Source organism: Paenibacillus sp. HB172176 (genome assembly GCF_011947265.1).
In the GTDB taxonomy this organism is placed as follows: domain Bacteria; phylum Bacillota; class Bacilli; order Paenibacillales; family Paenibacillaceae; genus Pristimantibacillus.
This window is the reverse complement of sequence record NZ_JAATHD010000009.1, coordinates 147,400-161,307: the sequence shown is the minus strand read 5'-3', so window position 1 is coordinate 161,307 and position 13,908 is coordinate 147,400. Positions and strand designations below refer to the sequence as shown.

Sequence of the window (13,908 nt, the reverse complement as noted above, 5' to 3'; positions counted from 1 at the left end):
AACGCTCCCGGAGCTGTTCGAGGAGCAGGCAGCGCGGCGTCCGAACGCCGTCGCCGTAACCTGTGGCGGCGCGTCGTACACCTACGGGGAGCTTAACGAACGGGCGAATCAGGCGGCGCATTATCTGATAGAGCAAGGCGTGGGGCCCGAGCAGATCGTCGGCTTGCTGCTGCCCCGCACGGAGCTGATGCTCATCGGCTTGCTCGCCGTATTGAAGGCGGGAGCCGGGTATTTGCCGCTTGATCCGGATAATCCCGGAGAGAGATTGGCGTTTATCCTCGACGATACGAGGCCGTCCCGCCTTATAGGCTGCTTGGCGACGGACGCTGCGCTATCGGAGGAAAAGCTTCTGCTCGACGATCCTGCCATGCTCGATAAGCTAAGCGAGATGCCAACGAGCAATCCTGTCGACAGCGAGCGTGTCCGACCATTAACGCCGGATTCGATCGCCTACATCATTTTTACATCGGGATCGACCGGCAAGCCCAAGGGCGTCATGATTCCGCATCGCAATGCGGTGCGATTGTTCACGACGACGGAAGCAGGCACGCGGACGGAAGCTGAAGCAGGGGCTGGAATAGCGGAGGATACACAGGCGGGCGCAGAAGCGGGAGCAAATGTAACGGGAGTTGCGCAGAGCGTTGTGGCGCAAGCAGCTGGAACAGTTGCAGCAATTGCCGCGAGCGGCATTCACGCCCCTTCGGCGCCAGCGGTGGGAGGCTACGATTTTGGACAGCAGGATGTCTGGACTTTGTTCCACTCGTACGCCTTCGATTTCTCGGTATGGGAAATATGGGGGGCATTGCTGTACGGAGGGCGACTGGTCATCGTGCCGCATGAGGTGTCTCGATCGCCGCAAGCCTTTCTGCACTTGCTCGCGGAAGAGCAAGTGACCGTGCTGAACCAAACGCCGTCCGCCTTTTATCAGCTTATGCACGCGGACAAACAAAATCCGGAGATTGGACGGGAATTGACACTGAGGTATGTCGTTTTTGGCGGGGAAGCCTTGAATCTCTCGGAGCTGAAGGACTGGTACAGTCGACATGATGACAGGTCGCCGCGGCTGGTGAATATGTACGGGATTACCGAGACGACGGTGCATGTGAGCTATTATCCGCTGACGAGAGCTATGACGGAAAACCATTCGAACAGCCTGATCGGATCGGCGATACCGGATCTTCGCGTCTATGTGCTCGACAAGTATCTGCAGCCGCTTCCGCCCGGCGTGACCGGAGAGATGTATGTGGCTGGAGAAGGACTGGCCCGCGGTTATTGGCGGCGTCCGGGTTTGACGGCCGAGCGCTTCATGGCTGATCCATACGGCGAGCCAGGCTCGCGAATGTACCGGACGGGCGATCTGGCCCGCCTGTTGAAGGATGGATCGCTGGACTATATCGGTCGGATGGATCATCAGGTGAAAATCCGCGGCTTCCGCATCGAGCTTGGAGAGATCGAAGCGGTTATGGCGGAGGCGGAAGGTATTTCGCAGGCTGTTGTTCTCGTCAGAGAGGATGCTCCGGGAGACAGGCGGCTAGTGGCCTATGCCGTACCGGAAGCGGGGCTCGAACCGAGCGCGGGCGAGCTTCGCCAGCATGCGGCCTCCTTGCTGCCATCCTATATGGTGCCATCCGCAGTCGTGCTGCTGCCTTCGCTGCCGCTTACGGTTAACGGCAAGCTGGATCGCAAGGCGCTGCCAGCGCCGGAGCTGAGCGGTGCAACGGAAAGCAGGGGGCCAAGAACGCCGCAGGAAGAAATTTTATGCGATTTGTATGCGGAGATTCTCGGTCTGGATAAGGTGGGCATCGACGACGGCTTCTTCGATCTTGGCGGCCATTCCTTGCTCGCGGTGAAGCTGATGAGCGGCATTCAGGAGGCGCTTGGCGTATCGCTGAGTATCGGTGCGCTGTTCGAGGCGCCGACGGTGGCGGGTCTCGCAGGCCGTTTGGACGGCGGCGACGGCAAGGGCTCGCTCGAGGTGCTGCTGCCGCTGCGGAAGAGCGGAGCCCGTCCGCCCCTCTTCTGCATCCATCCGGCCGGAGGGCTCAGCTGGTGTTATGCCGGCTTGATGAAATCGCTGGGCTCCGCTTTTCCAATCTATGGCTTACAGGCAAGAGGCATCGCCAGAGCGGAGACGCTGCCGGCGAGCTTAACCGAGATGGCGGAGGATTATATCGCGCATATACGGAGCGTTCAGCCGCATGGCCCGTATTATTTGCTCGGCTGGTCGCTTGGCGGCAATGTGGCGCATGCCGTCGCCTCGCGAATGCAGGAGGAAGGCGAGGAGATCGCGCTGCTGGTTATGCTCGATGCGTTCCCCAGTCATTTCCTCCCGATCAGCGAGGGGCCGAACGATGAAGAAGCGCTTATCGCGCTGCTTGCGCTGGGCGGATACGATCCCAACAGTCTGGGCGAGCAGACGCTCGACATGGACGCGGCGATTCGAATCCTGCAAAGCGACGGAAGCGCGCTCGCCAGTCTGGAGCCCGAGGTCATCATGAGCCTGAAGGATACGTATGTGAATTCCGTGCGCATTCTGGGCGAGTACAGGCCTGGCAAGTTCGCTGGCGACCTGCTGTTCGTTCATTCGACGGTTATTCCGGACTGGTTCACGCCGATCTCGCCGGATACGTGGCAGCCTTATATTACCGGCTCCATCGAGCAGCATGATCTCGCTTGCCGCCACAAGGATCTGTGCCAGCCGGGACCGCTTGCGGAGATTGGCCGAATCTTGTCGCGGAAGCTGGGAGCGGGCGAGGTCGGAATCTAGATTTCTAATCAAGCGAGAATTAACAATTAAGGATATCCTGCTTATTTTAAAGGACATCCGCGACCGTTAGGCTGCGTTTTAAACGATTTACGGAATGTAAGGGTCGCATTTGACCGTTAGAGACAGAAATAATGGATGAAACCCTTCAATCCCTACTCTTACGGTCATTCGCGACCGTTAAAAACTAAAAACCAATAAAAATTGCTGCTTACGGTCAACGGTGACCGTTAGGTTTCACGTCTTGTACAAATGGCCGCACCCTCACGAATCAACCAAAGATCTACGCCCGATCCGATTGCAGGGAAATGAGTATCGATAAAAAACAGAAATCAGCGGCTAACCGCGGGGCTGTCGCTGCTGCAGTGCTGAAATCCAGCGTTATTCATTATTACTTCCAGGGAGGAAAACAAATGAGCAATCCGTTTGAAGAAGCAGGAGAGAGATATTATGCGCTTAAGAATGAGCTGGGCCAGTATTCACTCTGGCCCGCCTTCGCGGGCATTCCGGCTGGCTGGGAAAGCGAGTATGAGGGAGAGCGGGACGCTTGCCTGGGCTATATCGAGCAGAATTGGACCGATATGCGTCCGCTGGCAGGAGAGCCGCGTTCGCCGGGCTTGTGACGGGGATGGCGAATAAGCTGGCCGGGGCGTTAAACCCGCGCATCATCATCCGATTTGTGTATGTCGCCGCCATGTTCCTTGTCGCGATGGACGGGACGATCGTGAACGTCGCTTTGCTGACGATCTGCAAGGAGATGGGCGTGTCGCCCGCGGAGGCGGGAACGGTCAATATCGGCTATCTGGTCGCGGTGGCGATAACGCTGCCCGCCGCAGGCTGGCTCGGCGATCGCTTCGGCGGCAAGCGGGTGCTGCTCGGCGCGATTGCCGTATTCACGGCTGCCTCTGCTTGCTGCGGTCTTGCCTCGTCGCTGGAGCAAATGGTGCTGTTCCGCATTGTGCAGGGCGCGGCAGGAGGACTGATTGCTCCTGTTGGCATGGCGATGCTGTTCCGCGCGTTCCCGCCGGAGGAGCGGGCGAAGCTTTCACGCTCGCTCATTGTGCCGATTGCAGTCGCACCGGCGATTGGACCGATACTTGGAGGGTTCTTCGTCGAGACCTGGTCATGGCGTTGGTGCTTCTATATCAATCTGCCAATCGGAATAATCGCGCTGTTGCTTGGCTGGTTCGGTTTGAAGGAGGAGCAACGGCAGCCGGGACAACATCGGCGCCTGGACGCAATAGGCTTACTGCTTAGCGCGCCGGGGTTCGCAATGGTCGTCTATGCGCTAAGCCAAGGCTCGATCCAAGGCTGGGATTCGCCGGGAATCATTCGTATTGGAGCAGCGGGCATGCTCCTTCTTGCCGTTATGGTCATCGTTGAGCTTCGGGTGAAGGCTCCAATGCTGCAGCTGCGCTTGCTCGGCGATCGACTCTATCGCACGACGGGCTTGATCGCTTTGTGCTCGGCTGCCGGCTTGCTCGGCATGCTGTACGTATTCCCTCTCATGTATCAGGATATATTCGGCGCATCCCCGTTGCATTCCGGGCTGACGACCTTCCCCGAGGCGTTGGGCTTGATGGCCGCTTCGCAATGTCTGCCTTGGTCGCTGAAGCGAATCGGCTCCCGCCGCGTCATCCAGGCAGCGTTGCTGGGCGCGATGCTCATCTTCGGCATGCTGTCCCTCGTACAGCCGACTACCAGTCCATGGCTCATTCGGCTCTTGCTGCTCCTGGGCGGCTTCACGCTTGGCCATTCCGTCGGCGCGGTGCAGCTTATGGCCTTCGCCCGCATCGAACCGCCGAGCATGGGGCAGGCGACGATGCTGTTTCAGATGCAGAACCGGCTAGGATCGGCGCTCGGCGTCGCGATGATTGGCAGCGTGCTGGCCGCCGCCTCGCCCGGAGCCGCGACATCCGCGGGCGAGGCAGCCGATGCGAATGCCGCATCTTCCGCGGACGCGGTGACAGCAACGACCACGGCAATCGCTGCGCTTCCCGACGGGGATGCGTATCGCATGGCCTTGCTCGCGGCGGCGGCCTTCCTGCTGCTGGCCTGGACGCTGTCGCTCACGCTGCGCGGCAAGGATGCGGCCGCAGCGCAGCTTCGACAGCCGATGAACGCCGCCGCCAAACAGTCGGCCTAAAGCGTTCAGCATTGCGAATCCTCGACCGTTCAGCTCCAAGTGCCAACACCCGTCAGGGCGTTGGCACTTGGAGCTGAAGCTCCCCGTTTTATTACATATACATTAATATTAAGTTTCGGAATCCTCGTATGATAAGCCCCTTGTTGGCGAAATAACCTCTCCCTAGTTACAAAGTTGTTAAATCTGCTCAATTGCTATCGTGATGCCGTCGAGAACGTGCACGGAGCAGACGCTTGACATATCCGAATTCTCCGAGATAGGATAGTAGTCTATGATTAGGCCATCGCATGAAGATGATGGCAAGTTAATGGCCATCGTTAAGATTGCGATCGGACGCATAAAAGCTTATCATTCTGCGGGGCGAAATCGCGTGTTAAGAGCGGCGCAATTCAATATGGGGAATATGCTGAATATTTCCTTGGTATTGGAAGAGGGAGAGCTGTTGTCGGCTAGCTCCATGTAACTAATGATTAAAAACGCTTTTGATTTAGCGAGAATCTATCTGCCCCTGCGGCGCTTCTTATCAAGATGGCGATAGTTTAATTGGAAAATACCGATTAAGGGAGATATGTATTTAAGATGAGAAAAGCATTTTACACGGAGAAGCTTTCCGCACAGCATGCGGAAAGTGGGGGTCATCGTGTTACCGGAGGATTTAGAATGACAGGCTTCCGGCGATGGGCGCTTTCTTATATCACCATCTTTTTGTTCATTGTACCGTTGCTTATGTTTACGTTACTCTTTGCATTTAACGATGTTTCACGGAAAACTGCAGCTGAATCAAATGAAATATTTGCGGAGCAAGTGCAGCAGTCTCTGGATAATGAGTTTCGATTTATTGACAATGTCGTTTCGAATGAAATAGCGGCCGAGGGTTCGTTGATGAATTTTTTTAAGGGGAGTTTGCGAGAAGATCGTTATGAATCAATGGTCAAGCCGTCGGAGGAACTCAAAAATATGATTACAGCCATGCCATTAGTTGACTCTATCTATTTGTATAGGAACTCGGACGGGATGGTTTTGACGCCTTTGTCCGCATCGCTTCTTGATCATTTTACGGATAAGCAAGTCATTGTTGAAGCGCTTCAACAATCGACATTGAACAGGCCGTGGACGAATATGCGTTCAGGATTTTCACAGCAGGATTCGGAAGAGATGATATCGTTAATTAGATATACGCCGCTTTTCACGGGCACGGACGGTCTAATCGTTGTAAATGTTAGGAAAGAGTACATCATCCAATTGATTCAATCGTTGACCAAATCAGTTCCAAACAATCATATAGCCGTTTATAATCGAGATGGTACGCCTATATATGCGGAGCAAGGAGACGCCGACTATATTCAAGCCACGTATGTTTCCGATTACTTAGGCTGGCAAATACAGAATGGAGTAGAGAACGGCAATTTGTTTCGAATCGTATCGACTCTATCCAAGTATTGGATTCTGGTCTGTGCATTGTTTTGCTTGCTGGGGATAGCGTGGATTATCTTGGCAGCACGGCAAAATTATAAACCTATCCAGTCTATTCTCAATCGGATCCAACAGTTTGTTGAACAAAAGCAAGCAAAGCTGTTTCAAAAAGAAAATGGAGATGAATTCAAATTCATTGATTCTGCTCTTGAGCAACTGCTTGATCAAGCCGACGTTTACCAAAGACAACATAAGGAAACCTTAAGTTATCGCAGGCAAAGATTTTTTACGGAATGGCTGGAAGGAGTTCGATCGTTCAAACAGGATGCATGGAAACAGGACATGATTGACCTGGAAATGCCCTACGTCTTCGAAGAATTTGTCACTTATGTTATACGGATTAATAAATATCGAATTTTTGCCGAGACATACTCCCGTCGCGATCAGAATTTACTGAAATTCGTTCTGAGCAATGTTGTTAGGGAAATAATGGAAACAGCGGGAGCTGTTTCTTGGTCAGAATGGATGACAAACGATCGTCTGACAGTGATAACGATGATCCAGGATAAGGAATCCGACTATGAATCTGAGTCCGGAGCATTGGACAAGGCGAATTCATTGGTGCAATGGATAGACAAGCATTTGGACTTCAGTGTATCAATCGGGATCGGCTCTTCATCCAATCAACCTGATCTATTAAGCAGCGCATATGAGGAAGCGAAAGAAGCGCTTGCCTATCAGCCATCCTTGGGAGACATTCCCGTTGTTGGTTTCTGGCAGCTGAGAGATCGAGGGAAGCATCAGGCAAGCAATCCCTTTCATGCCATTCGCAATCTCGCTATTGCCATTCGGAGTGGTGAGGAGGGCTGGGAGAAGGAACTTGACCGGATGTTCGACGATATTCGCAATGGTGTTTACTCGCGCGAAGAGATGACGAATTTCGTCAGTTATCTGATTTTTATCATGCAGAAAGAAATGGCGGGACTTTCGCCTGATTTATACGAAATTTGGAAGCGTTCAGGCTCTGCCGAATTGGAGAGAGTGTCGAGTGAATGGGAGACATTGGAGGAGCTTCAGAATCGCTTGAGCGATGTGCTTAGAGCTATAAAAGAAGAAATGGCAAATGTTCGTTCGGAAAGATCCAATTACAAGCTTGTGCTAGAGATGCGCGCCTATCTTGAGGAGCATTATAACAATCCGGATATGTCTCTTCAACTGCTTGGCGAGCTGTTCGGACTTCATGTGAAAACGGCAAGCCGGTTGTTCCGAGAAGAGATTGGCGCCAACTTCAGCGAGGAGTTGACACAAATTCGAATAGAGAGGGCCAAAGCGATCCTTATAAATACGGAAGAATCCATTCAGGATATTACGACGCAAGTTGGTTATATGCATCCAAACACCTTTATACGTTCATTCAAAAAACAGACAGGACAGACACCAGGCGAATACCGGAAGGCGTCCAGGGGTTGAAATCCCCATGTTTGTTGAACTTTTTCCATATAGATTCCGGTATTTAGGGAATCAACAAGAATCGTGCACATCGCGTGCGCGATTTTTTTTTACCCGGAGAACAGCGCAGCCACCTCTCCCGAGAACGATGTTGATAGCGGGAAAACGAGCGATTGAAGCACTTTGCGGGTTAATCGTATAGTAGTCAGTGATATCACCCATTGCGGCTAGGAGGTAGACGATGAAACTGACAGACCCTTCTGAAAAGTCAGCGGCTGTTGCCATTCATAGAGGTAACCGGGGCTTAAGGCGATTCAGGCAAAACGTACCATTGCTATTTATGTTTATCCCGGTCATTTTGTATTATTTGATCTTCAAATATGCACCGATGATTGGAAGTATTATTGCATTTAAAGATTACAATTTTTATGATGGCGTGTTTCACAGTCCGTGGGTTGGCTTGGATAATTTCCGCAAGCTGTTCACCTTCCCGGATTCTGTGAAGATTATTCGCAACACATTATTGTTGAGCGGGCTTCAGATTTTTGCTGGGTTTCCTTTCCCGGTTGCTCTTGCTATTTTGTTCAACGAAGTTCGCAATATGACGTTTAAGAAGATCACCCAAACGCTTGTCTATTTGCCGCATTTTTTCTCATGGATTATTGTTGGCGGTATTGTAGTATCGATTTTTGGCATTGATGGGACGCTTAATCATTGGTTGAGCGGATTAACTGAACAGCCGATCTCGTTCCTGTACCATGAGGGCTCATGGATTAACATCTTTATCGGTTCAGGTATATGGAAAGACATGGGCTTCAACGCCATTATTTATATGGCAGCCATGTCTACAATCGATCCTGCGTTGTATGAATCGGCCAATATTGACGGCGCAGGGAAATGGAAACAAACGCTTCACATTACGCTGCCCGGCATTGCTCCGACAATGATTTTGTTGTTCATTCTGTCGATGGGGCGTGTGATGGAGGTTGGATTCGATCAAGTGTTTATCTTGCAGAATCCCGCGGTCAAGGACGTCGCGGATGTTATAAGCACCTACATTTACCGCGTCGGTCTGCAGGGTGCACAATTTAGCCTTACGACAGCGATGGGGCTATTTGAGTCCGTGGTGTCGTTTACTCTTCTTTTAACGCTGAATGCAATTGCCAGGCGTTACCAACGAGGCTTGTTCTAAGTCACTTATCTTTCTAAACAGATGGAGGAAATGAATATGCGCGCATCATTAGGCGAGAAGGTATTCTATATTACCAATTATGTCATCTTATCCTTACTTGCCTGCTCGTGTCTGCTTCCGCTTATGCATATATTCTCACAGTCGTTCAGCAGTGCGGATGCGGTGAAAATTGGCAAGGTAGGGCTATGGCCGATAGATTTCAATCTGGCGACCTACAAATTACTCATAAGCGGGACTTCGGTTATAAGAGCTTTTAAGAATAGTATTCATATTACCTTGGTTGGAGTTATGCTGAGCATGGCAGTGACGATACTGGCTGCATATCCGCTGTCCCGTCCATATTTCTATGCACGACGAGCATTTACAGTCCTGATGATTTTTACGATGATTTTCTCCGGAGGTTTGATCCCCACTTATTTGTTGGTATCAGGATTAGGCTTGGTCAACTCTTATTGGGCGATCTGGCTTCCAGGTCTTGTAAGCACGTACAACATGCTGATTCTGCGCACGTATTTCGAAGGAATTGCAAAGGAAATAGAAGAGGCAGCACGGATCGACGGATGTGGGGAATTGCGCTTACTCATTCAGGTGCTGCTGCCGGTGTCACTGCCAGTTATCGCTACATTGTCGCTTTTTTATGGTGTCGCATACTGGAATGTATTTTTCAGCATGCTGATTTATATCAATGATTCGGCTTCACAGAACCTGTCTGTGCTCGTGCAGCAGATGATACAAAATCAGAGTGTGCTGCAGCAGAGTATGCTTGATCAGCCGGATGTAAACTCCAATGTTGTGGATGAAGGGATCAAAGCAGCCGGTGTCGTTGTACTGGTAGTTCCGATGCTGATTGTTTATCCGTTTGTGCAGAAGTATTTTGTTAAAGGCGTCATGATTGGATCGGTTAAAGGATAAACTCTATGCTTGAGAGGAGGGATGCTTAGCGAATAAGTGAAGGATACTGGGGAACAGCGTCCGTGCAGGGCATTCATTCAAAAATGAAAAGGGGAACTCACGTATGAAAAAACAATTTTTGTCCGTACTTGGCTTGGTCATTTGCATGTTGTTCGTTCTGGCGGCCTGCAGTGATGATAATAAAGAACCTTCAAAATCCTCAGCTTCTTCGGGCACAGCGCAGAACGAAACGGTCAAGAAAGGGCATATTACCGTATCGGTCTATGACAGGGGCAATGTTCCCGCATCAGAAGGAACAATCGATAATAATCGCTGGGCGAAATGGATCAATGATAACGGTCCAACTGATGTAACGTTCGTGCCGATACCGCGAAATGATCCGGCCCAGAAATGGAATGTGCTGTTTGCTTCGGGCAATGCGCCGGATGTTGTCAACGAATTCGCGCCTAATATACTGGATCCGTTAATTGATCAGAAGCAATTAATGCCGCTCGATGATCTAATTGAGAATAGCAGCGTGGAGTATAAGGAACTGCTCAAGGAATATCCGGCATTAAAGAAGGTGACAACAGGAACAGATGGAAATATTTACAAAGTAGGAAGAGTGCTTCCATCGTTCCCGCTAAATGCCATGTTTATCCGGATGGATTGGTTGGAGAAGCTGCACTTGGATGTTCCGAAAACGACAGAAGAATTGTATCAGGTTGCAAAAGCCTTCGCCGAGCAGGATCCGGATGGTAATGGAGAGAAGGACACGTATGGCATAGCCATCAGTTGGCGGTCGGAGAATGTTATAAATGGCATGTTCGGAAGTCCGGGCGCCAGCTATGGACTTGTCGACGGTCTGCCTGGCCGTGGCTTTGAATATGCCAAGCAAGCAACTGAATTTAAGAAGCGCTTGTTCGACGAAGGGATTGTGGACCAGGATTTCGCGAACGACAAGAATGGAGCCAAGGCCAAGCAAGACTTCTTGAACGGCAAGCTGGGCATATATCCGGCGTTTGTAGGCAATTGGTTTAATTTCACAGTTACAGATTTGCAATTATTGACGCAAGCGGATCCAGGAGCCATTGTCGAACCTATCGCGTTGCCGGAGAGCCCGGCCGGTGAATACATTCCTGAGCTTCAGAATCCGGTGCAAGCGACTACGGCAATTAACGCGAAGACGAAGGATCCTGTGGCGGCTATCAAGTACATTGACTTCATCGATCGTGAATCAACCGGCCGCACGTTGTTGTTTGGTCAGGAAGGCGTTCATTATCAGTTGGACGAGGCAGGGTGCCCACAGTCGATCGATCCGGCCAAAACAAAAACCGAAGTATCATGGGCAGTCGACTTCTCCCAATCCTATACACGTATGCTCAGCGGTCAATGCGCTTCAACTGAAACGCAATTCAACACGGACGTTCCTGAACAGAAAGCGGGACTTGAAATGTACCAGAAGGCCAATCAGCTTTACATGGATTCGACTAAGAAATATCCGACTATAACCCTTGGCGAGCATATGCCTACACTCCCCAAGGATATGCAAACAACGTTCAATACGATCAACAGCGACATCGCGGACATTTGGACCAAAGCCGTGCTTAGCGGTAGCAAATACACGGTCGATCAGGCCTACAAGGATGTTGTCTCGAACTGGGAAAAGGCAGGGGGCAAGGAGATCGACGAATTCATGATTGATTGGTACAAAAACAAGCAGGATTCTGCTTTCTTGATGAGTGATTATTGGGATACAGTCGATCAGCAGAAACTGCAACAATAAGCTTACTGAGGGACGCAGCGCAAGGGGAAGGATATTCTAATCTTTCCCTTCGCTTCGTCACTTAGAGACTTCCGAGGTGAAATTTGTAATGAAGAAATGGAAGGCAGATTGGATAACGGACCCAGAGTTTGCAGAGAGGGTACCGCTTTCACTGCTGCACAAAGAATATTTGGGACTTAAAAAGTCAGTTCATCCGGTCCATTTGAAGAATCATCACATGTTCTTCCGCAAAACCTTCGAGCTGTCTCATCTTCCGGACAAAGCTTTCCTGGATATCACAGCAGATGATTATTATAAAGTTTACATTAATGGCGAATATGTAGCTGAAGGTCCAGCCCAAAGCTACTCCTTTCATTATTATTACAATCGGCTGGACGTACAGCCTTTCTTACGTCAGGGAAACAACGTAATCGCTGTGCATGTATTCTATATGGGACACATAAATCGTGCGATGAATAGCGGCGATCTTCGGCAAGGCATGATCGCTGAGCTTTATGCGGATAATCAACTCGTCGTGATTACCGATCAATTGTGGAAACGCATTCGCACGTTTGAATATGGGGACGGAAGGGCTGAGACGACCGGCAATGAAACGCAGGTGCTTGAGCATATCGACAGCCGGCTTAGTTTTCCGGGATGGAAAAGGGAGGGGTATGACGATTCTGATTGGAGTCCTGCGGCTATGAACCCGGGCCATGGATATTGTTTTGTTCAACAACCGACACCGGTTGTTGCGACAAGCAGGATCGCCCCCATAGATGTAAGAAGGCTTGAGGAAGGCCATTATTTAATTGACTTTGGATCCGAGATTGTCGGGTGCTTTACGATGAAAGCTTATGGAGCAATTGGGGATCGTATCGAAATAAGATGCGGGGAAGAGTTGGAGAAGGACGGTGCAGGCGTTCGTTACGAAATGCGCTGCAACTGTCTTTACCGGGAGATATGGACATTATCGGGCAGAGTGGAGGAGCCGGATTTTTACGACTACAAAGCATTTCGTTATGTGGAAGTGATTGGCCCGGAAGCAGCCATTGACACGGGCAGCTTCGGTGCCATCACCCGGCATTATCCAATTGATGGTCAAGCCTGTCAATTCGAATCTGATGACAGAATATTGAACGGAATCTGGAGCATCTGCCGTCAAGGAGTCGTGCTCTGTGCCCAAGAGGCGCTGCTGGATTGCCCCAGCCGCGAGAAAGGTCAATACCTTGGGGATGCAACCATAACTGGTCATAGTCATATGTACTTGAGCGGCGATTCCCGTTTATTCAGGAAGGCGATTCAGGACTTTGCGTTAAGCTCCGCCGTATGTCCGGGTCTGCTCGCGGTTGCGCCAGGCAGCTTCATGCAGGAGATTGCCGATTTCTCCCTGCAATGGCCGATGCAACTTCTTACTTATTATAGATACAGCGGAGATAAGGACTTTCTACGTGAGATGTATCCGTACGTGGAGGGGCTTCTGGCCTATTTCCGACGATTCTGCAGATCAGACGGCTTGCTTGAAGGTGTGAACGAGAAGTGGAATCTTGTGGATTGGCCGGAACCGATGCGGGATATGTATGATTTCTCATTGGAGCGACCGCTTGGTGACGGCTGCCATAATGTAATCAATGCATATTATTATGGCTGCGTCCAGACAGTACAGGAAATTCGCGATATTCTGTTAGTTCCATACCGAGATGAATTGCCTGCATTGAAGCAAGTCTTTATCGATGCGTTCCTGGATCGGGATAACGCACTGTTCGTTGACGCCATAGGTAGCAAGCATAGCGCCTTGCATTCAAATGCGCTGCCGCTATTTTTCGAAATCGCTCCGGAAGAGACGATTCCGTCAATTATCCATTTCATTCGGCGGAAAGGCTTGGCATGCGGCGTGTACATGTCGTACTTTGTGTTGAAGGCTTTGGCTAAAGCCGGCGAATACGAATTAGTTTATGAGCTCATCACGAATAACGGCGAAAATTCGTGGGGCAATATGCTGAAGGAGGGCGCTACCTCCTGTTTCGAAGCATGGGGCAAGAATCAGAAGTGGAATACAAGCTTATGTCATGGCTGGGCAAGCGCGCCTATTCCTGTGCTTATTGAAGACATTATCGGACTGAAGCCGGCTCAGCCGGGCTGGCTTGAAAAGTCACTTGATCCCCATCTGCCTGCGGGCATGCCTTCATTTGAACTGCATTTGACAGTGCCCACTGGTCAAATATCCGTTAGCTATCGAGAGGGGAAATTGGAACTGAACGAATTCTAAGATGACTGGGGGGGACGAA

At 50.8% G+C, this 13,908-nt stretch carries 8 protein-coding genes and 1 pseudogene; all 9 read left to right on the top strand.

Features of this window, described 5'->3' with window-relative positions:
- Position 1: 1 nt before the first annotated feature.
- Positions 2 to 2,767 (top strand): annotated as a pseudogene (locus tag HFP08_RS29710) (alpha/beta fold hydrolase); the annotation flags it as partial.
- A gap of 410 nt (positions 2,768 to 3,177) precedes the next feature.
- The gene (locus tag HFP08_RS14215; RefSeq protein ID WP_168121252.1) at positions 3,178 to 3,387 is read left to right on the top strand and encodes an MbtH family protein; all 210 of its coding nucleotides are present in this window, start codon (positions 3,178 to 3,180) and stop codon (positions 3,385 to 3,387) included.
- Positions 3,388 to 3,404: 17 nt separating this feature from the next.
- On the top strand, positions 3,405 to 4,910 hold the full coding sequence (locus tag HFP08_RS14210) for a DHA2 family efflux MFS transporter permease subunit (RefSeq protein ID WP_168121305.1): 1,506 nt from the start codon (positions 3,405 to 3,407) through the stop codon (positions 4,908 to 4,910).
- Positions 4,911 to 5,181: 271 nt separating this feature from the next.
- Positions 5,182 to 5,373 carry a hypothetical protein gene (locus HFP08_RS14205; protein WP_168121251.1) on the top strand — a complete coding sequence of 64 codons (192 nt, stop codon included), beginning with the start codon at positions 5,182 to 5,184 and terminating at the stop codon, positions 5,371 to 5,373.
- Between the two features lie 494 nt (positions 5,374 to 5,867).
- Positions 5,868 to 7,793: a helix-turn-helix transcriptional regulator gene (locus HFP08_RS14200; RefSeq protein WP_168121250.1), complete on the top strand. Its 1,926-nt coding sequence runs from the start codon at positions 5,868 to 5,870 to the stop codon at positions 7,791 to 7,793.
- Positions 7,794 to 8,013: 220 nt separating this feature from the next.
- Positions 8,014 to 8,964: an ABC transporter permease subunit gene (locus tag HFP08_RS14195; RefSeq protein WP_168121249.1), complete on the top strand. Its 951-nt coding sequence runs from the start codon at positions 8,014 to 8,016 to the stop codon at positions 8,962 to 8,964.
- 36 nt (positions 8,965 to 9,000) lie between these two features.
- Positions 9,001 to 9,876 carry a carbohydrate ABC transporter permease gene (locus HFP08_RS14190; RefSeq protein ID WP_168121248.1) on the top strand — a complete coding sequence of 292 codons (876 nt, stop codon included), beginning with the start codon at positions 9,001 to 9,003 and terminating at the stop codon, positions 9,874 to 9,876.
- Between the two features lie 103 nt (positions 9,877 to 9,979).
- Positions 9,980 to 11,641 carry an extracellular solute-binding protein gene (locus HFP08_RS14185; protein ID WP_168121247.1) on the top strand — a complete coding sequence of 554 codons (1,662 nt, stop codon included), beginning with the start codon at positions 9,980 to 9,982 and terminating at the stop codon, positions 11,639 to 11,641.
- Between the two features lie 88 nt (positions 11,642 to 11,729).
- A complete protein-coding gene (locus HFP08_RS14180) occupies positions 11,730 to 13,889 on the top strand; it encodes a family 78 glycoside hydrolase catalytic domain (protein ID WP_168121246.1) in 2,160 nt (719 codons plus the stop codon).
- Positions 13,890 to 13,908 lie beyond the last annotated feature (19 nt).